Here is a 17,250-nt window from a genome sequence, read left to right as displayed (position 1 = left end):
CGGACCGCTCGGTTGGCCAGGACCGTTCGCCTTGCGGAAGTCACACATCTGACGCCGGGTGTGACCGCGTTTACGCACGAAACACGACACACCTGCTCTCAGATGTGTGACTTGCGCACGCGTGGGCGGGGGCGATGACCCGGGGCGGGGCGCACGCGCGGTTCCGGGCGCACGCGCCGCCTACGTGAGCGGAGCGGCCTCGAGGATCGCGTCCCGACTGCGGCCCTCGCGCAACCGCACCGTGTCCCCCACGAACAACACGTCCCCGCGGAAGAAGCGCAACAGCCACAGCACGGCGTCCACGTTCGCGTCGTGGTGAATGCGGGCGGGTGCTCCCGGCTCGGCGCGCGTCGACCGGCGCCCGATCACGTCGAGCACCGAGTGGACCGCCAGCGTGTACTGACCGCGCAGCACCGTCTCGAGCGGACGCGCGACCTTGCGGTAGCGAACCTTGACCTCTCCGCCCGCCTCGACGCTCGCCCGATGCCCGACCTCCGCCGCCCGGCGGACGTACAACCCGTTCTTGGGCAGGATGCGGACCACGTCGACTCCGCGGCGCAGCGCAATCTCGAGCGCGAACGCCAGGCCGTAGCCCGAGGCCTCGCCGGTGTTCGAGAACACCGCGACGTCGCCCTCGACCTCGTGGTCGCGCATGACCAGCACCGCGACCGTGGGATGGCCGGCCGCCGCCGCGTCGATCGCGCCGTTGACTGCCTGGTGCACGAAATAGCGGCGGCGCAACGGGGTTGCCATCGCTAGCAGGACGCAGTCCGCCTCGGCGGCACGCACGATTGCCTCCCGCACGTCGGCCTTGACGATTCCGCCGTCGACCACGTCGACGTCGGGCCGGAGCGAACGGAAGCGCTCGGTCGCGTCGAACAGCGCGTCGGAGCTGTACAGCACGATCGCGGCGGCGGCGCCCGCGATCCGATGCACGGCGCGGTCGCTGAGGCGGTGGCCGTCCAGGACCGCGATCCGCCGCGTGCGCTCGATTACCCGCGTCACGCACGCTCCCCCATCACGGCCAGCCTCGCCTCGATGATCGCGGTCCAGGCGCGCGCTCGCCTGCGTGTCTCCACTACCGAGAGAGCGGACAGGCCCGCGACGACCGTGGCGGCCGCGGCACGCGTCCCCTGACCCGCGAGGGCAAGCGCCGCGGCGGCAGTCGCTCCGATCACGACCCCACCCAGCACGCCGGCGTACGATCTCGCGTACCCCAGCATGAGGCCCAGCGCGACGGGATCCTCGGCGCGGCCCACTGCCAGGGCATCGTCCACCGTGGGGCGCCGTGGTCCCCACGCGGCACCACCCATCCACGGCAGCGACGCGTCGACCTCTCGGTAGCGGGAGGTTCCCATGCCGCTCTCCTTCTTCCGGTGGGGTCAGCCGCGGTCGAACGACCACTCGCGATCCGTGATGAGCTTGGCGATCACCAATCCCACCATGATGGACAACACCACCAGGAGCACCTGGAGGATGGCGCCGATCGTATCGGTGTAGTTGCCCTCGTTGAGGCTCACCACCGAATGAAACGCGAGCACGCCCGGAATCATGACCAGCACCGCGGGTACCTGAAGCGTGATGATGGGTGACGGCGTGCGAGGCGCGGCGACCGCGACCAGCACCCCCACGAGGACGCACGCGATCACCGTCGCCATCTGTATGACGACCCCCTGGTCAACCAGCATCAGGCGGAAGGTGTTCGACACCATCCCGATCAGCGCGGCGGACAGCGCCATCCGCCACGGGGAGTTGAACATGAGCGCGAAGCCCAGCACGCCGATGAGGCTCGCGATCGCGATCACGGTGTAATGCGGCACCGGATCCAGCGTCAGCGGCTCGCGCTCACTCGCGTCGAGCGCATCGATCAGTGTCATTCCCCACACCGACAGCGCGGCGCCCACGATCATCATCGTGGCGAACACCAGCCGCGAGATCCCCGCGGAGAAGTCGAGCTTCGCAAGATCCAGCGCCGCCGTAATGAGGGGGAAGCCTGGCAGCAGGAACAGCGTGCACGCGATGTACCCCGACGCGTGGACGTCGACGTCCGCACCGACGATTCCATAGAGGGCCACCGAGGCGAGGTACAGGCCGCACGCGAGAGCGGCGGCGGCCATCGTGGTGCCGAACGGGTTGAAGCCACGGTGAGCGAGCGAGCGGCGCAGCAATTGGCCCAGCGTCGCCGCAACGAGCACCGCAAGCACCTCGAGCGGCCGAGCGTTGTTGAGCACGGCGAACGCGGCGCATGCGGCGCCGGCCGAGAGCGCGTTGACGGCGGGGTGGTACAGGGCCGGCTTCGCCTCGATGGCATCGAGCGCGGCGTGGACATCCGCGGCGGTCGTGTGCTCGGGGATTCCCGACCGGAAGTCGTCGAGAAGCTTGATGCGCTCGGCGTTGACGCCGAACTTGCGGACCTCGGTCACCTCGGTACGGAAGATGGCTCCGCGGTGCGTCGTCGCCGTGATCTCGGTGAAGGTGACGGCCGCGGTGTGGCGGTCGATACCCAGGGCGCGTGCGACGGCCTGCATCGCCTCCTTGACGCGATAGCTCGCGGTTCCCGAGGCCAACATCATGCGTCCGACGCGGAGCACGGCTCCCGATTGGCGGATGAGCTCGACGGGCTCGAGCGAGTCCTCGTGGTCGCGGTGAGAGGCGCGATCGTCAGCCATCAGTTCCCTCGTGTCGTTGGCGCGGACAGGCGGCGTGGTCCTCCGGGGATTTCATTGTGGCAAACCTGAGTCGGGACCTTGCACCCGCCGCACCCGAAAAGGGTCAGTGCGGGATACCCACGCGACGATGCCAATCGCGGATGCGGCGCAGCCTCGCACGATCCACCGCGGCCTCGGCGTGCGCCACCCCGAGGGTCGCGGCCGCGCCCAGGACGCCGAGCACGACCCACACGGTCGCGCCGTCGATCACGGCGATCACGAGGGCGGCCGCGGTGAGTGCCGCCGTCAGTGCGGTGAATCCGCGGCTCCCCGACGCCCTCTCGCGCACCCACAACTCGTCGATGAAGTCGAGCTCGCGGTCGGACTCGAGCAGTTCCTCCTCCAACAGCGGGCAGCGCGCAGGGAGGCCCAGCACGGATCCATCCCGGAACACCGTGCGCGAGCCGGCTCCGGCGACTCGGGGGCGCAGGTGATAGCCGTAGGGGTGCACGGGGCAGGGCGCGGCCCCGTCGACGGCCTCGGGTGCGCGCGCCGGCAGGCCGCTCATGCGTCGATCCGCGAGTGGTCGAGCGAGGCGGCGCCCGCGACGATGAAGTCGCGCCGGGGGGCAACCTCGTTGCCCATGAGCAGCTCGAAGACCCGCTCGGCGGCCGCGGCGTCCGCGCTCGTGATGCGCCGCAGGGTGCGCTTGCCGGGATCCATGGTGGTCTCGGCGAGCTGGTCCGCGTCCATCTCCCCCAGTCCCTTGTAGCGCTGGATGTCGTCCTTGTACTTGCGGCCCGCGCGCTTGAGGTCGCGCAGCGTGTCCTGCAGCTCGCGCTCCGAGTAGGTGTAGAGGTACTCCTTCTCGCGCCGCGCGGAGCCCGACACCTCGACGCGGTGCAGCGGCGGGACCGCGGCGAACACGCGGCCGGCGTCGACCAGGGGGCGCATGTACCGGAAGAACAGCGTGAGCAGCAGCGTGCGAATGTGGGCGCCGTCCACGTCCGCGTCGGTCATGAGAATGATCTTCCCGTAGCGAGCCTGCTCGAGATCGAAGGTGCGTCCCGAGCCCGCGCCCACGACCTGGATGATCGACGCACACTCCACGTTGTGGAGCATGTCGGTGACAGAGGCCTTCTGGACGTTGAGGATCTTGCCACGAATCGGGAGAAGGGCCTGGTAGTCGCTCCGCCGAGCAAGCTTGGCCGTGCCCAGCGCGCTGTCCCCCTCGACGATGAACAGCTCGGACTGCTCGACGTCGTTGGAGCGGCAGTCGGCGAGCTTCGACGGCAGCGAGGAGGTCTCGAGCGCGTTCTTGCGACGCGAGATCTCCTTCTGCTTGCGCGCGGCGACGCGCGCGCGCATCTCCGCCACGACCTTCTCAAGGACGATGCTCGCCTGCGCCTTGGTGTCACGCTTGGTCGAGGTGAGGATCGCCGTGAGCTCCTGGTCGATCACCTTGGCGACGATGCCGCGCACGGGACCGGTGCCGAGCACCTCCTTGGTCTGCCCCTCGAACTGCGGCTCGGGGATGCGCACCGTGACGACGGCCGTCAGGCCAGCCATGATGTCGTCCTTCTCGATGCGCTCGACGCCGTCCTTGCCGGTGAGCTTGAGTCGACGCGCATTTGCCGCGATCTGCGTGCGCAGCGCCTTGACGAGCCCCTGCTCGAAGCCAGCGAGGTGAGTGCCGCCCTTCGGGGTCGAGATGATGTTGACGAAGGACCTGGTCTCGGTCTCGTATCCCGTGCCCCAGCGCAGCGCGACGTCGACGATGCACTCGCGCTCGACCTCCTCGGACTCCAGGTGACCGTTCGCCTTGAGCACCGGCACGGTCTCGGTGTACGTGCCGCGGCCCGTGATCTCCCACGTGTCGGTGATCGCGGTGTCCGTGGCCACGAAGTCGACGAAGTCGCGCGCGCCGCCCCCATAGCGGAACGTCTCCTCGTGAGGCTCGAGCGGGTTGCGCTCGTCGCGCACCACGAGCGACAACCCGGGCACCAGGAACGCAGTCTGGCGCGCGCGCACCAGCAGGTCCTCGTACGTGAACGTCGCGGACTTGTTGAAGATCTGGCGGTCCGCCCAATAGCGGATGCGGGTACCCGTGCGACCCTTCGCGACCTTGCCGACCACCGCGAGCTCCGAGCCCGTGACGAAGGGCACGAACTCCGCGTCGGGGGTGGCGCCCGAGGCGGGGTCCTTGAAGTAGCCGGGCTCTCCGCGCCGGAAGCCCATGTGGTGCGTCTTGCCTCCGCGGTCAACCCACACGTCGAGACGCTCGCTCAGCGCATTGACCACTGATGCGCCCACACCGTGAAGACCGCCCGATGCCGCGTACGAGCCGCCGCCGAACTTGCCTCCCGCGTGCAGTTTGGTCATGACGACCTCGATGCCGCTGAGCCCCGTCTTGGGCTCGATGTCCACCGGGATGCCGCGGCCCTGGTCGCGCACCTCGACGGAGTCGTCGGGGTGCAACACGATCTCGATCCTGTCGCCGAACCCGCCGAGGGCCTCGTCGACGGAGTTGTCGATGATCTCCCACAGGCAGTGCATGAGGCCGCGCGAGTCGGTGGTGCCGATGTACATGCCGGGGCGCTTGCGGACCGCCTCGAGGCCTTCGAGGACGGAGAGGTGCCGTGCGGAGTAGTCGTTTGCCACGGCGGCCATCCTAGTTGCGCGGTCAGACACCGCCGCCCCGGCTCACCGCGCGCCCGATGGATGATCCGCGACGCGGTGCGCGTTGGCCCTCGTCACAGTCCACGGCGAGGAGGCGCGCATGACCACAACGGAGAGGTCGATGGACGGCACGAGGACGCAGCGGATCGCGGCCGCGTGCGGCGCGGTGATCGCCGTGGTGGCCGCGGCATGGGGCTCGGGCGCTTTCGGTGGCACGCCCATCGCGCAGGCGGCCGATGGTGCGTTCGACGCCGACGCCACCCTGCTCGCCCCCGCGACCGCGGCATTCGGAGTGTGGTCGCTCATCTACGCGGGGCTGCTCGCGTTCGCCGCCGCTCAGGCGACCCCGATGCTCGGCACGCGCGAGCGCGTGCGCGGCGTCGCGTGGCCGCTCGTGGGATCGATGGCGCTCAACGCCGCGTGGATCGCCGCGGTGCAGGCGGGAGCCGTGGTGGTGTCCGTGGGGATCCTCGCGGGAATCGTCGCGACGCTGAGCGTGGCCGCCGTACGGCTGACGCGGACGGCGCCCGGCTCGGCAGTCGAGGCGCTCGTGGTCGACGTTCCGACCGGCCTCTACCTGGGGTGGGCGAGCGTCGCGACGGTCGCGAACGTGGCCGCGGCCGGCGCGTGGCTCCTGGGAACCGCTCCCGAGGCCGGCACGACCGCGGCGACGGGAGCGCTGGCTGCCGTCGGCCTCCTCGCGATCGCGATCTCGCGCGATCTCGCGGTGCGGCCCGCGCTCGCGTGGGCGACCACTGCCACTCTCGCGTGGGGACTCGCGTGGATCGCGGCGGGGCGGCTGGCTGGCGCGCCGGCCGATGCCGTGGTGGGGTGGGCCGCCGCGCTCGCGGCCGGCGCGGCGGTGCTGTCCACCGCGATCACGACCGCCGCGGCGGGCTGGCGAGCGCGCCGCGCGCGCCGTCGCTGACTACCGGCGAGGGCGCAGCCGCTGCGAGGTCATCGCGACATTGTCGTGCTTGATGAAGAAGCCCAGATCCCGGTACAGGTGAAGTCCGGCAGGGCTCGCGTGGAGCTCGACCACCTCGATGCCGCGCCGGTCGGTCTCGGCCAGCAACGCCTCCATGATTGCGCGCGCGTAACCCTTGCGCTGGTGCTGGGGCGCCGTCGACATCCACTGGATGTAGCCAGTCTCGTGTGCCTGAGCGCCCGGGCGCGCGAGGCGCGGGGCGATGTTGACGAGCCCGCACGCCGCGAGGCCGCCCTCGGGCGCGTCGATCACCATGCCGAAGAGGTCGCGACCGAGCCGCTCCTGCACCGTGCGCGTCGACTCGACCGCCCATGTGGGGGTCGGCTTCGCGCCGACGGCCTTGTACATGAGCGCTCCGAGGTGCACGATCTCGGCCGCGTCACCCGTCGTCGCGGGCCGGACCTCGACCATGTCAGCGCCAGAAGACGGCGAGCACGATGTTGACGACCGTGAGCGCCGCGACCGTGGGAACGGCCCACGCGACGCCCTCGGTGCGCTTGCGCGTCGCCTCAGCGATTCCCGCGATCGCGAGGGCCACCAGGAACTTCGCGGCCACCTTCACGTGGTCGAGGTCGGCATCGTTCGCCATCGCGACACCCACGAGAGCCAGTCCCGTGACCAGCTGCGCACGCGCACCCCACACCATGACGGTCGTGACGCGGCGCGCGTCGCTGCGTAGCTGCTCGAGCGCGGGCCCGAGGATCGCGGCGAGGCCAACGAAGTGCAGGACCAGCAGGGCGTAACGGACGGCGTCCACGGTGTCTCCTTGGATAGGGGTCGTACGCGATGACTGTAGTGGCCCGAGGGGCCACGCCGGGAAGAGGCCCGCCGGAACAGGCCCTCGCCGCCCCTACGCTGGTGCGGTGACCACGGCAGCACCCGCGCATCGGCGCTCCCCCGCACTCGGCGCGACCTTTGCGCTCACGGGGGCGCTGCTCTTCGGCATCAACGGCTCGGTGTCAAAGGTCGTGATGGCGGCTGGCATCTCGCCCGAGCAGCTCACGTTCGCGCGCGCGGCGTCGACCGCGCTCATCGCAGGGGTGGTGTTGGCGGTCACGGGCCGCGAGCATCTGCGCCTTCCCGCGCGCGACGCCGCGTTCTTCGCCGCGCTCGGCGTCGCGGGGCTCGCGATGATCCAGTGGCTGTACTCGGTGGCCATCTCGCGACTGCCGGTGGGGGTCGCGCTGCTGTTCGAATACACCGCGGTGGTGCTGGTCGCGCTCGCCGCGCTCGTGCTCTTTCGAGAACGCGTCCACCGCAGGCTGTGGTGGGCGATCGGCGGCGTGCTCGTCGGCCTCGCCGTGGTGGCCCAGGTCTGGGACACGCACCTCGACGGTCTCGGGGTCGCCGCCGCGCTCGGCGCCGCGGTCGCCTACGCGTTCTACTTCCTCGCGGGCGAGAGGGGCGTCGCGGCGCGGCCACCCATGGCGGTGGCATTCTGGGCCGCGCTCTTTGCCGCGGGGTTCTGGGGCGCGCTGTCGGGCTGGTGGCGCATCGACCCGGCGACGCTGGCGACGCGCATCTCGCTCGACGGCGCCCTGTCGGGAGTCGAGCTGCCGCTGTGGGCGCCGCTGCTGTGGATCGTCACGCTCGGCGGCTTCGCCCCCTTCGTGCTGATCTTCATGTCGCTGCGCCACGTCAACGCGACCGCGGCAGGCATCCTCGCCTCGTCGGAGGTGCTCTTCGCCTTCCTCGTCGCGTGGGTGTGGCTGGGCGAGTCGCTCTCCCCCGTGCAGGTGGCCGGGGCGAGCCTCGTGCTCGTCGCGATCGTCGTCGCGCAGACGGCGCGCGAGCGCACCCGCGCGGACGCCACGCCCGCCGTCGTGTCGCCGGAGGTGCCTCCCGAGGTCCCGTGACCCCGGCATCGTCCCCCTTCGCGTCCCCCGACGACGCGAAAGGGCCCGCCGTCACGGCGGGCCCCCTCACGATGCGTGTCAGTCCAGGTAGTCGCGCACTCGTCAGGCATATGCGCTGTGCAACCAAGCACAGCGAACGGGCCTGGTAGAAGCGCTGTGCGACGAAATATCATGGACTAGCGGCACCAAGAAGAGCCCGCCTCGGTGTTGGAGCACCGGGCGGGCGAGACGGACCACAAGGAGGGCCGCCATGCTTGAGACTACCGCCGCACCCCGACACTCGACCAGCCCTGAGCTGCTCGCCGCGACCGCGACCGATCTGCGCGACCTCGCGGCCCTCGAATGGGAGTCCCTGAACGTCCCCACCGCTGAGCGCCTCGACGTGCGCGCTGCGGGATACGCCATTGCCGCCGAGCAGGCATGGTACGACCACCGTGACGCGTTGCGCTGGTTCGCCGAACGCTTCCCACAGTTCGCCGCCTAGCGGTCCTACGTCGCCCCCTGGCGTGCTGTCAGGTGGCGGCGTAGGGCCTCTAGTCCTCGGCGCTTTCTCTACGTCTCAGCCGCTAACCGAGACGTCCCGTGAATGGAGTGTGACGGGCCTCCCGCCTCGCGCGTGCGATCGTCCTGGCCAGGGCGTGCGCGGGGTCCCGGTAGGCCTGTCTCCCCACGGTGACGGGTCTACGGGCGCTGTCCGAACAGCGGCAATGGCTCGGGGGCGGCTTGAGGGCCGGGGTGAGGGGTCGATCCGGGACAGGTGCGCGTAGCGCACACCTCGCCTTGTCAGACCGCCGCAGTAGACCAGGAAGACCAACTAGCAACGGAGGATGAAATGCCCAGGTCCAATGGAACTGTTGACCTCAGCCGAGTCAGTGAGATCATGGCGCCGAAGCTCGAGAAGGCAATCAACGCTGACGGGCGCGACCGGTCCACACTCGCCCAACTGTCGGGCATGGCGCTCAAGCGCTTCGAGCGGGTGGTCGCCGACCCTGGCAAGGCGTCCGTGCCCGAAGTCATCGACATCATGAAGGCTCTTGACCTCAAGTACGAGGACGTGTTCCCCACCGAAGCCGAGATGTCCGCCTAGAGAACTCGCGCCCTACCACCGCGGGACAACCACAACTGAATAGGGAAACCGGGCCTGTGCTCGGTTGGAGGATCCACAACGGCCCGCCCCTCATCTGAGGAGCGGGCCGTCGCCGTTGCTAACCTCAGCCCATGACCGAATGGTTTGGCGAGAACTGGCAGTGGGTTGCGCAGTTCCTTGCAATACCCCTGCTCGTATGGCTAGGAGCACGCTGGGCGGAGTGGCGGCGCAAGCGCCGTGAGGTCAAATGGCACATCCAGCTATCTCGCGTCGTGGGCGAACTGCGCGTGCAGGTCATCGCAACACGAGTTCAACCCGACCTGGCGCTCAATGTCCGGATTGAGTTTTCGGACGGCGTGACGCGCACGTCTATGGGCGGATCAACCAAGCCTGTGATGAAGCCGGGCGACAAGATCTCCGCCACCGCCAGGTGGGAGCGAACGACGAAGAAGCCGCATGCAACCTTGCGTTGGCAGGAACGCACGGACGGCACGAACAGGCGCCAGAGAGTTGGTCTCGATATGCCAGTTCCTCGCGAGGTCACCGCAGCGATCGCCACGGCAAGTGGAGATCTCGGGGCGTAGAAGTGGGGCAACAGCGGCTCGAATACACCCCGGCACGTTTTCGATTGCCACGCATGCCCAGGTACCTCGTCGCACTTGCGCTTGAGGCGGCGCCGTTCGCTGCATAGACCCGCAGCAACACGCCTTGCCCCTCACGTAGGGGACGAGCCGAGTACGCCTGTCTCCCCGTCTTCCGAGCCCTCGAACGTTGCGCGCGCGCGCAGCGCCATCGTTGAGGTGACTAGCACGGCGATGGCGCCGAGGATCAGTAGGGCTACGGTGGCGCCGGAAGCCCATATGGCCAGAGCAGAGAACACCTCCGCTTCGTCGGAGGCGCTCGCCTGTGCTGCGCGCGCGGTCACTTCGCCTGCCAGGGATTCTGCGAGTCTTGCGCTCGTCACTTCGGCGTCCGAGGTTGTGCTCCGATAGTCGGCGTTCGCAGCGTCGCTGGCAGTTGCGGCAGATTCCACTAGAGAGCTGGCGTAGTTGTAGTCGGCCACACATCTCTCGCAGCCCATATACCAGTCCCAGTACGCCTGATCTGCGCGCGACTGTGCGGCCTTCAGTTGGGCAGTCGCGGTATCGGCTGCGCTCTTCGCCTCCGTGAGAGCCGCCTTGGCTTCGGCATCGGCCTGACCGGCTGCGATCGAGCTCGCACTCGCCAGGAACAAATCGGCATCGGCACCGCTGAGCGTCTCCCGCGCCGACACAGATGCCCACCAGAGCAAGCCTGTGGCGACGATCGCCAACAGCCCGACCGAGACGGCAGACCACTTCGTCACGGTGGCAACTCGACGCGTACGCCGAATGTAGTCAGATTTCGCCGTTCCCCCAGCCATGCAGTGCAGGTTACTCCGGACCAACGTCATTGCGAACACGCGGGATCCCTGGGGTCTGCGTTTGAGCACTCAACCCCACTGCGGCATCACGGCGGCGGCCCTGATCGCTTGCGGCACCGTCTCGACAGGATCGGACCTCCAGGACCGACGGCGCGCCCGGAGCATCCCGTCGGGCAGTACCTCGACCCATGCGACGATGCGGCCCGATGCGGTCTCGAGGATCGCGGTGCGGCCGGCTCGAGCGGCGGCGTACAGGAGTAGTTGTTCACCTGGCATGACCGAATGGTCGCGGCGACGGCTGACAGGAGGGGCGTGGGCATATGGTGTGAACCAACGCATCTGAGGGGGCAATGATGGCAAGGTCTTCACGTCGACAAACGCGGATCGGGTGCCTGCCGGGATTCCTGATCATCGGGCTGTTCGTGGCAGGCATCTGGTGGTTCACGGACGCGATCACGGGCGGAAGCGATCCGCAGTCGACCACGGCCAATACGACGCCCGCCACGGTCGAGACGGGTATTGCTGACCCCGAGCCCACCGCGCCCTCGGCTGACGTGCCGTGGGAGGACTACGACACAAGTGTGCGGGAGCGCATCGACGCGATGGGCGCTGACGCCGACTGCGCGGGGCTGCAAGCCGAGTTCGACACCGCAGATGCAAACAACGGCATCACGATGGATCGCACGGGGCACAACAACGCCGACCTGATGGGGTACATCGACGAATGGATGCAGCTCGCGAGCTGCTACTAGTCCTCGAGCGCTCCCATGCGCCTCGCACGTCCACGCGCAGACTGCTCGAGGCGGACGTCGCGCGGGAGAAGCGTCATCCAGCCGTTGAGGTTGCCCAGTGCGGCGCGGGACCATTCGCGGCCCGCGTCTTGCCACCTCGAGCGCGCGCCATGGTCGTCGGGATCACCCGTGCCGCCCCATGCCGGATGCGTGGGGCCAGCGGCGACCTCGGGAGGAAGCCCTGTGGGGTCGAATGCTGCACGGCGAACGCGGGCCATCACGCACCACCCTCGAGGTCGCGAACGGTGCGCAGTCCACGCGAGTGAAGCCACGCGCGTCGTGCGGCACTCCACAGCGACCGGGACACGATGGCGGCCATGCGGGCACGACCCCAAGTAGCGGCCATCGGCTCGACGCGCTCGAGAGGCGGGGGCCAGTCGCCCGGGTGGTACTCACGCAGGCTGGCAGGCATGTCGTCGGCTGTGGGGGTCGTGGTGCGGCGTGCGCGGGCCATTATTTCCCCACCGCCTTGAGGGCACGCTCGGACGTGTGTCCAGCCCAGCGCTTCGCCGCTGACGCCTTGCCGCGCTGCTGTGCGCCAGTGGGGATTGCTTCGCCATCCTCATCAGGGAGTGCCAGCGCTGCGAGTAGCCGGTGCAACACGATCCGCTGGCCTCGCGCCTCGGTGAGTGCAGGGTTCACGACGGGCTGTCCCATGCTTCCTACGGTCATGGCGCCGTGGTCGGCGACAGCCTGGGCGAGCGCGTCGAGGTTGTCGAGGGTCCTGCACGCCTCAAGCAACAGTGGCGTCTCTGAGTCGGACAGCTCATACGCCTCGAGGGTCGCGGTCCAGAACCTCGCACCCCGCGAACCGAGGCCATCAGGGGTCTCTACGTCGGTCATTCCTTTACCTTTCGGTGGCGAAAACTGAGCATCATTTACCGTTGCCAACTCTTCCCTCCTCTCCGGCGGTCAAGCACGGGAAGGGCTCGACGGGCCTGTCCCCACCCCTTGACGGCTCCTTTACCTGAGCCTTTGCCTTCGTGGCGGGGCCGCGCGCTCGCGCCGTTGTTGACACGAGCGCGCGGCGTGGCTCACGCGGTGGTGAAGTCCTCGGCACGCACTCGCGCTCCGGTGGTGTTGGCTACTCGGGCCTGCTCCTGCTCGGTGCGCCATGCCTCGACGGCGTGGGCCTCGGTGGCGATCTGGTCGGGCAGTGCTGCGGCGGCGTCGAAGTCGACTGCTGCGACAGCGAAGCCCGGTAGTCCCTTGCCTGCGGTGCGCAGGTTCGGGATGGTGCCGCCGTACAGGGCGAGGCGGCGCATGGTGAGCGCGGTTCCTGCATGCTCGCGGTAGTCGGCCTCGGCGAGTGTCAGGGCTTCGTAGGCATCGCGGGCACGGGTGACGGCCTCGCGTGCCAGGTTCTCGGATGCGAGGGCCACGGGAATGGCGACGTCCTGCATGGCGGCGGCGAGGGCTCGACCCTGACGCTCGAGCTGGCGTGCGTCGTCGTCGTAGGCGGCCTGCACCTGTGCGATCTGCTCGACGATCTTCGGGGACTTGTCGACGACCTTGCCAGGGTCCTCGCCAGCGTCGGCGGCTGCGTGTCGTGCGGCCCGATACTCGGCGGCTGCATTCTCGGCCTTAGCGCGCAGGGCGGCACGTTCGCGGCCTCGCTGTGCCATGCGCTCGAGGGTGGCCGTGTAGGCGTCGTGGCGTGCCAGGGCGTCGGGGTGGTCGAGGTACAGCTCGCGGGGAGGCAGTCCCGAGGTGCCTGCGATGAGGCGAGGCTCGGACACGCGGTGGTCACGCTGGAAGTGCTTGAGGCTGCGGCGGGTGGTTTCGGCCATGGTCAGTTCTCCTTGGTGGTGATGCGGCGATCGTCGACGGCTGCCGCGATCAGGTCGTGTCGGCCCAGTCGGGCCAGGTCTGCAATGTCGGCGCGGGTGATCGCTCCGTGTCGGGCACGGTCGATGAGGGGGGCCTCGTCGGGCGCGTACTGCCCGAGGGTGACCGCGAGGCGTCCGGCGTCGAGCGCGTCGGTGATCTGCTCGGGTGTCATGCCGTCGAGGTCGGCCCTGGTGAGTTGGTCGGTCATTCGTGGGGCTCCGTGTCGTAGAGGTATTGGGGTGAGTTGCGCACCGCTGCCGCGTGTGGGCAGTCGGCGACTGGTGAGGGGCCGTGGATGTCGCATCGAAAGTTCGCCGGCGGGGTCCACCGCACACGCACTTCGTCTTCGCCGGGGATGGTTACGAACGCAACCAGGTCACGCCCGCTGGTCCGGATCCGGGTGGCGGCGGGCATCATGCGGGCGCCTGCTCTCCCGCGCTGACTGCTCGCCATGCAGGCGTGCGAGCGACAGCCTTGGTGTGTGGGCAGCCGGGGATGCTCTGCGGCCCACACGCCGTGCACGACCACCCCGAGGGACGCCACGCGACACGGACATTGCCGCCATGTGTTGCCACGCGCGCCGTGCCGAACAGGCCGTGCGTCTCCCGGATGTGGACTGCACTCACCTTGTCCAGTGGGCGGGTCGGCGGCTTGGTGAGCATCCCGCGGCTGACCTGTAGCGCGATAAGGTCACGTGCCAGGCCTTCCGCGAAGGATCGTCCCGGCTGCGTTGCAGCACCCTTGCGACGTCGACGCCTAAGCTCACGACGCGCCTTCGTGGGCCAGTTCGGCCCGCTATCCCTGTTCTTCGTCACGAGCGGATCTCCTTCGGTCGCGGCGCAATCGGTGCGCACTGGTGGGTCAATGTCGAGGGACTGGCGGCTGACGGGGAGCTCATGCCGTGCCCCCTGACGGAGTTGACGGAGTTGACGCTCTGGGCGGTTTCACTCCGAGGCGGCCCCACACCGTCAGGAACGCGGCATGGAAGTAGACGCGCTCGCCGGTTGAGGTCTTGCCTGTGTGGATTCCGAAGTTGCTCGAGAGCATGCGCCCGAGCCGTTGCGGAGTGAGTGCGCGTCCGTAGGAACTTGTCGCGCCCCACTGTTCGGGGCTCTCGGCGATCAGGAAGCGGACCAGGGTTTCCGATGTCAGGTGCTCGCGGCCCTCGGGCCAAACTGTCATGACGTCCTTGAGTGCGACGATGGCGGGCTTGTCGCGCACTGCGCCGTCCTCGCGCTCGAGGGACTCGCGCTCGAGGTCCCGCATGGCGAGCTCGTCGACCTTCTCGGGCCAGCCGTAGCCAACCGCCTGTGCAACCTTCTTGAGTGGCTTCCAGCGCTCGCGCGCGCGGCCCTTCACCTCGCCAGGCAACTCGCCTGATGCGCCCGCAACGGCCTCGCCGTAGTTCGCCGCCCATTCCTCGATGAGTGCCTTCAGATCCGCGGCATTCGGCTCGATCTGCTCCCAGTCGGATTCCTCAACGGTGCCGTCAAGATCGGGCATGAGCAACACGCGCAGTGTCCTTGAGCGTGTGTCGTCGGGGAGATCGGGCTGATTGCCCGCCATCGCGATAGGCGCGAACGTGCTCATCTCAGACACCTCCCACTCACTGCCCCGCACCTGCACAAGGACGGGACGTGTCGCGCCGCGCTTGTATCCCGAGTTGATGACGGCCACGAGCTCTCCGACGCCTTCCCGCTTCGGGTCGAGGTTGCGGTCGCACTCGTCAATGCAGATGGTCCGCACACCCTGATCGATGACCCTGGCGAGCAATGCGGGTGAGGACAGGCTCGCGGCCTGCATGGGCCGGAATCCAAGGCGCTGGATGTGCTCGAGCACGGTGGTCTTGCCTGAGCCTGGCATCGGCGAATCGATGAGCAGGCGGGGCGTCGTGTAAACCTTGTCGACCACGTGAGTGTGGAGGACCCACAGGGCGAGTAGTTCGATGTCGTAGTCGGATGTCGTGCGGATGTACCGCGCGAGCCATCGGACGGTTCGCGACAGAACGTCAAGGGGGGTCCCGTCCGAACCGCCCAGACCGTCCGAACCGTCAACTCCGTCAACGCTCACCGCCCGGGGCGGGAGGTCGAGCCACGCGGCGCTCACGCGACACCACCGAAGTGCTCGAGAGGCATGCATCGCCGTGCAGCCTCCTGGCGGCGCTTCAGTCCTTCGAGTAGCGCATCGAGGCAGCGGTCGCATCGGCGTGTGTTGCGGGGTGCCGGGGCGTCGCAGTCGAGGCACGGCACGGAGGGAGGCGGCTCAGGTAGGCGCTCGCCACGGGCAAGCATGCCGCTGATGGCGATGGCACCCCGAGAGGGGTCGAGGGGGACGCGATTCACCGGGCATCAGCGCTCCCGAGTGCGGCGAGCTCGACCGCGGCAGCGTCGCCCTCTGCCACGATCAGGCGAGCCGCGCGGGCCTTCGCGGACTTGAGCGCCAAGCGGGCAAAGTATGCCTTCCTAGCGTGCTCGGCGCGTCGTGCGCGCTCGTCAGGGCTGAGAGAGCGGTCCGGATCGACCTGATCCTCAAACTTCCGCATAAGAGCGGCACGCGCGGGCGCCGTACGTCGGGAGCGGTCGGCAGTGGTTGCCCAAGACTCGTGGGCGGCGATCTGAGCGGCAAGGCGTCGCTCGGCTTGCAAGGCCATCGTGATTCCTCTCGGATACACGAACACCGAGCACACAGTTACGAGCCTCTTGCTCGTTCTGTGAACTCGGTGTTTGGGCCTTGCGCCTACTTCAACCGCCCCGGTCCAGCATTCCTACGTAGCCCATTGCGGGCCTTGCAGAAGGCTGTCCCATCGGGGGCCTAGAACCTCTTTATCCGGCAATCGCATTGCGCGATGTAACTCCGGTCCATCGGACTAGGTGTCGTCGATGTTCTGGTCGGTTGAGCATCAACTCAACCTCTTGTATTTCCATGTTCGCAGACAACTGAGCGCTATGCAAACCGCGACCCACAGCGCTCACCAACCTAGATGTCACCCAGGTTCAGCGAGCGCGACTCCACTGCCGCCCGTTCGGCAGCACGCGCCTTCGTGTAACGCTGGAGCATGTCAGGGCGCGTCCATCCGGCCACCGCCATGAGTCCACCCTCAGAGCCACCCGCCGCGAGCCAGCGATGGGCGGCCGTGTGACGCAACTTGTGGGGGTGGAAGCCTGCAATCCCAGCGGCCTTCGCCCGCCCCTCGAGCGCCTTGTGAAGTGCGTCATAGGTGAAGCCGCGCTTCCGCTCCCCTAGCCAGAGGCTCGGCAAGCCCGCTAGCGCGTGACCTGCACGGCGTCGACGGTAGCGGTCGAGTGCCTGGACTGTTTGCGGGCCGATGGGCACCACGCGGCCCTTGCCCCCCTTGCCTCTCCGGACAACTACAGTGCCCGCCATGAGGTCCAGATCGTCGAGGGCGATCACGGCGCACTCCCCCGCTCGGATCCCCGTCTCAGCCATGAGGCGCACGATCGCGGTGTCGCGAATGTCGCGGAACTCCTTGCCAGCGCACGCCTGAATAAGCGCTTTGAGCTCGGCATCGCTCAGCGGCTCAACGATGGGCGCGTCGAGCTTGGGCGGCTTAAGTCCCACGAGCGGATCCGCCTCAATCTCGCCCTCGTCGGCTAGCCATCGAGTGAACCGCCGGATGCCGAGTTGGCGTGACCGCGCGGTGGCAGGTTGCTTCCCACTGTCGAGCAGGGCCGCGATGTACCCGTTCACGCTCGCGCGCGTCGGCTCCCGCGCCGCGCCTTGTTCATCGCACCAGGCAAAGAGCCCACGAACGCCATCCGTATAGGACTTGATTGTCGCCGGCGACTTGCGTTCGGCGCGCAGTGCGAGCACCCACGACTCGAGCAGGGCGCTGTATTCGATGTCAGTAGGCACGAGGCCAGTCTATCGAATATCTGGACTAGAAGCGCTGTGCGGGTGTATGGTGCTGACATCGGCCCGACAATCCAGCGATTTACCTGCTGAATAGTC

General features: G+C 68.5%; 22 protein-coding genes. 6 read left to right on the top strand and 16 right to left on the bottom strand.

The features are described from left to right. Positions 1-180: 180 nt before the first annotated feature. The 5 genes from ABEA62_RS00955 to ABEA62_RS00935 form a co-directional block, all read right to left on the bottom strand. Positions 181-1,005, bottom strand: a complete 825-nt coding sequence (locus ABEA62_RS00955; RefSeq protein ID WP_286215823.1) for a hypothetical protein — start codon at positions 1,003-1,005, stop codon at positions 181-183. Further along, the gene (locus ABEA62_RS00950; protein ID WP_286215821.1) at positions 1,002-1,358 is read right to left on the bottom strand and encodes a hypothetical protein; all 357 of its coding nucleotides are present in this window, start codon (positions 1,356-1,358) and stop codon (positions 1,002-1,004) included. The genes ABEA62_RS00955 and ABEA62_RS00950 overlap by 4 nt, the downstream gene beginning before the upstream one ends. A 24-nt stretch (positions 1,359-1,382) precedes the next feature. Continuing rightward, positions 1,383-2,669, bottom strand: coding sequence for a threonine/serine exporter family protein (locus ABEA62_RS00945; protein ID WP_286215820.1), 1,287 nt, complete (start codon positions 2,667-2,669; stop codon positions 1,383-1,385). Positions 2,670-2,772: 103 nt separating this feature from the next. Then, positions 2,773-3,216 (bottom strand): hypothetical protein, encoded by a 444-nt coding sequence (locus ABEA62_RS00940; protein WP_286215819.1) that lies wholly within the window; start codon positions 3,214-3,216, stop codon positions 2,773-2,775. Beyond that, a complete protein-coding gene (locus ABEA62_RS00935; RefSeq protein WP_486304397.1) occupies positions 3,213-5,318 on the bottom strand; it encodes a DNA gyrase/topoisomerase IV subunit B in 2,106 nt (701 codons plus the stop codon). Before ABEA62_RS00935 ends, ABEA62_RS00940 begins: the two co-directional genes overlap by 4 nt. A 109-nt stretch (positions 5,319-5,427) precedes the next feature. On the opposite strand from ABEA62_RS00935, the gene ABEA62_RS00930 reads away from it, so the two are divergent. Continuing rightward, entirely contained in the window at positions 5,428-6,255 is an 828-nt protein-coding gene (locus tag ABEA62_RS00930; protein ID WP_286215818.1) for a tryptophan-rich sensory protein, read from the top strand. On the opposite strand, the gene ABEA62_RS00925 is transcribed toward ABEA62_RS00930, so the two are convergent. Further along, a complete protein-coding gene (locus ABEA62_RS00925; RefSeq protein WP_286215816.1) occupies positions 6,256-6,726 on the bottom strand; it encodes a GNAT family N-acetyltransferase in 471 nt (156 codons plus the stop codon). Between the two features lies 1 nt (position 6,727). Further along, positions 6,728-7,072, bottom strand: a complete 345-nt coding sequence (locus ABEA62_RS00920; protein ID WP_286215815.1) for a hypothetical protein — start codon at positions 7,070-7,072, stop codon at positions 6,728-6,730. Between the two features lie 106 nt (positions 7,073-7,178). On the opposite strand from ABEA62_RS00920, the gene ABEA62_RS00915 reads away from it, so the two are divergent. The 4 genes from ABEA62_RS00915 to ABEA62_RS00900 all read left to right on the top strand — a co-directional run bounded on the left by ABEA62_RS00915 (position 7,179) and on the right by ABEA62_RS00900 (position 9,842). Then, positions 7,179-8,171 (top strand): EamA family transporter, encoded by a 993-nt coding sequence (locus ABEA62_RS00915; RefSeq protein ID WP_345378053.1) that lies wholly within the window; start codon positions 7,179-7,181, stop codon positions 8,169-8,171. 250 nt (positions 8,172-8,421) lie between these two features. After that, positions 8,422-8,655 (top strand): hypothetical protein, encoded by a 234-nt coding sequence (locus tag ABEA62_RS00910; RefSeq protein ID WP_286215814.1) that lies wholly within the window; start codon positions 8,422-8,424, stop codon positions 8,653-8,655. Positions 8,656-9,051: 396 nt separating this feature from the next. Next, complete coding sequence (locus tag ABEA62_RS00905) at positions 9,052-9,258, top strand: hypothetical protein (RefSeq protein ID WP_286215813.1); 207 nt, start codon at positions 9,052-9,054, stop codon at positions 9,256-9,258. 131 nt (positions 9,259-9,389) lie between these two features. Then, a complete protein-coding gene (locus tag ABEA62_RS00900; protein WP_286215812.1) occupies positions 9,390-9,842 on the top strand; it encodes a hypothetical protein in 453 nt (150 codons plus the stop codon). A 131-nt stretch (positions 9,843-9,973) separates the two neighbouring features. On the opposite strand, the gene ABEA62_RS00895 is transcribed toward ABEA62_RS00900, so the two are convergent. Further along, the gene (locus tag ABEA62_RS00895; protein WP_286215810.1) at positions 9,974-10,603 is read right to left on the bottom strand and encodes a hypothetical protein; all 630 of its coding nucleotides are present in this window, start codon (positions 10,601-10,603) and stop codon (positions 9,974-9,976) included. A gap of 126 nt (positions 10,604-10,729) precedes the next feature. Further along, entirely contained in the window at positions 10,730-10,936 is a 207-nt protein-coding gene (locus ABEA62_RS00890; RefSeq protein ID WP_286215809.1) for a hypothetical protein, read from the bottom strand. 77 nt (positions 10,937-11,013) lie between these two features. Here ABEA62_RS00890 and ABEA62_RS00885 point away from each other — a divergent pair, with 77 nt between their 5' ends. Next, on the top strand, positions 11,014-11,412 hold the full coding sequence (locus ABEA62_RS00885; RefSeq protein WP_286215808.1) for a hypothetical protein: 399 nt from the start codon (positions 11,014-11,016) through the stop codon (positions 11,410-11,412). Here the strand turns inward: ABEA62_RS00885 and ABEA62_RS00880 are convergent. The 7 genes from ABEA62_RS00880 to ABEA62_RS00850 form a co-directional block, all read right to left on the bottom strand. Beyond that, positions 11,409-11,672: a hypothetical protein gene (locus tag ABEA62_RS00880; RefSeq protein ID WP_345378049.1), complete on the bottom strand. Its 264-nt coding sequence runs from the start codon at positions 11,670-11,672 to the stop codon at positions 11,409-11,411. The genes ABEA62_RS00885 and ABEA62_RS00880 overlap by 4 nt on opposite strands. Beyond that, positions 11,669-11,905, bottom strand: coding sequence for a hypothetical protein (locus ABEA62_RS00875; RefSeq protein WP_345378047.1), 237 nt, complete (start codon positions 11,903-11,905; stop codon positions 11,669-11,671). The genes ABEA62_RS00880 and ABEA62_RS00875 overlap by 4 nt, the downstream gene beginning before the upstream one ends. Next, positions 11,905-12,294 carry a hypothetical protein gene (locus ABEA62_RS00870; RefSeq protein ID WP_286215805.1) on the bottom strand — a complete coding sequence of 130 codons (390 nt, stop codon included), beginning with the start codon at positions 12,292-12,294 and terminating at the stop codon, positions 11,905-11,907. The genes ABEA62_RS00875 and ABEA62_RS00870 overlap by 1 nt, the downstream gene beginning before the upstream one ends. A gap of 191 nt (positions 12,295-12,485) precedes the next feature. Further along, positions 12,486-13,241 carry a hypothetical protein gene (locus tag ABEA62_RS00865; RefSeq protein WP_286215804.1) on the bottom strand — a complete coding sequence of 252 codons (756 nt, stop codon included), beginning with the start codon at positions 13,239-13,241 and terminating at the stop codon, positions 12,486-12,488. Positions 13,242-13,243: 2 nt separating this feature from the next. Continuing rightward, entirely contained in the window at positions 13,244-13,489 is a 246-nt protein-coding gene (locus ABEA62_RS00860) for a hypothetical protein (RefSeq protein ID WP_345378044.1), read from the bottom strand. A 686-nt stretch (positions 13,490-14,175) separates the two neighbouring features. Next, positions 14,176-15,387, bottom strand: coding sequence for a DUF3631 domain-containing protein (locus tag ABEA62_RS00855; RefSeq protein ID WP_345378041.1), 1,212 nt, complete (start codon positions 15,385-15,387; stop codon positions 14,176-14,178). Positions 15,388-16,257: 870 nt separating this feature from the next. Further along, the gene (locus ABEA62_RS00850; RefSeq protein ID WP_345378039.1) at positions 16,258-17,154 is read right to left on the bottom strand and encodes a tyrosine-type recombinase/integrase; all 897 of its coding nucleotides are present in this window, start codon (positions 17,152-17,154) and stop codon (positions 16,258-16,260) included. Positions 17,155-17,250 lie beyond the last annotated feature (96 nt).

The organism is Demequina sediminis (genome assembly GCF_039545075.1).
GTDB lineage: Bacteria > Actinomycetota > Actinomycetes > Actinomycetales > Demequinaceae > Demequina > Demequina sediminis.
The sequence above is the reverse complement of the archived record's forward strand: the minus strand, read 5'-3'. Positions and strand labels throughout refer to the sequence as shown.

Bases quoted from the DNA above. Each gene is read 5' to 3' on its own strand.
- ABEA62_RS00930 (WP_286215818.1), top strand. From the start codon at position 5,428: ATGACCACAACGGAGAGGTCGATGGACGGCACGAGGACGCAGCGGATC.
- ABEA62_RS00905 (WP_286215813.1), top strand. From the start codon at position 9,052: ATGGCGCCGAAGCTCGAGAAGGCAATCAACGCTGACGGGCGCGACCGG.
- ABEA62_RS00945 (WP_286215820.1), bottom strand. From the start codon at position 2,669: ATGGCTGACGATCGCGCCTCTCACCGCGACCACGAGGACTCGCTCGAG.
- ABEA62_RS00925 (WP_286215816.1), bottom strand. From the start codon at position 6,726: ATGGTCGAGGTCCGGCCCGCGACGACGGGTGACGCGGCCGAGATCGTG.
- ABEA62_RS00890 (WP_286215809.1), bottom strand. From the start codon at position 10,936: ATGCCAGGTGAACAACTACTCCTGTACGCCGCCGCTCGAGCCGGCCGC.
- ABEA62_RS00900 (WP_286215812.1), top strand. From the start codon at position 9,390: ATGACCGAATGGTTTGGCGAGAACTGGCAGTGGGTTGCGCAGTTCCTT.
- ABEA62_RS00940 (WP_286215819.1), bottom strand. From the start codon at position 3,216: ATGAGCGGCCTGCCGGCGCGCGCACCCGAGGCCGTCGACGGGGCCGCG.
- ABEA62_RS00875 (WP_345378047.1), bottom strand. From the start codon at position 11,905: ATGGCCCGCGCACGCCGCACCACGACCCCCACAGCCGACGACATGCCT.
- ABEA62_RS00910 (WP_286215814.1), top strand. From the start codon at position 8,422: ATGCTTGAGACTACCGCCGCACCCCGACACTCGACCAGCCCTGAGCTG.
- ABEA62_RS00860 (WP_345378044.1), bottom strand. From the start codon at position 13,489: ATGACCGACCAACTCACCAGGGCCGACCTCGACGGCATGACACCCGAG.
- ABEA62_RS00870 (WP_286215805.1), bottom strand. From the start codon at position 12,294: ATGACCGACGTAGAGACCCCTGATGGCCTCGGTTCGCGGGGTGCGAGG.
- ABEA62_RS00950 (WP_286215821.1), bottom strand. From the start codon at position 1,358: ATGGGAACCTCCCGCTACCGAGAGGTCGACGCGTCGCTGCCGTGGATG.
- ABEA62_RS00935 (WP_486304397.1), bottom strand. From the start codon at position 5,318: ATGGCCGCCGTGGCAAACGACTACTCCGCACGGCACCTCTCCGTCCTC.
- ABEA62_RS00885 (WP_286215808.1), top strand. From the start codon at position 11,014: ATGGCAAGGTCTTCACGTCGACAAACGCGGATCGGGTGCCTGCCGGGA.
- ABEA62_RS00865 (WP_286215804.1), bottom strand. From the start codon at position 13,241: ATGGCCGAAACCACCCGCCGCAGCCTCAAGCACTTCCAGCGTGACCAC.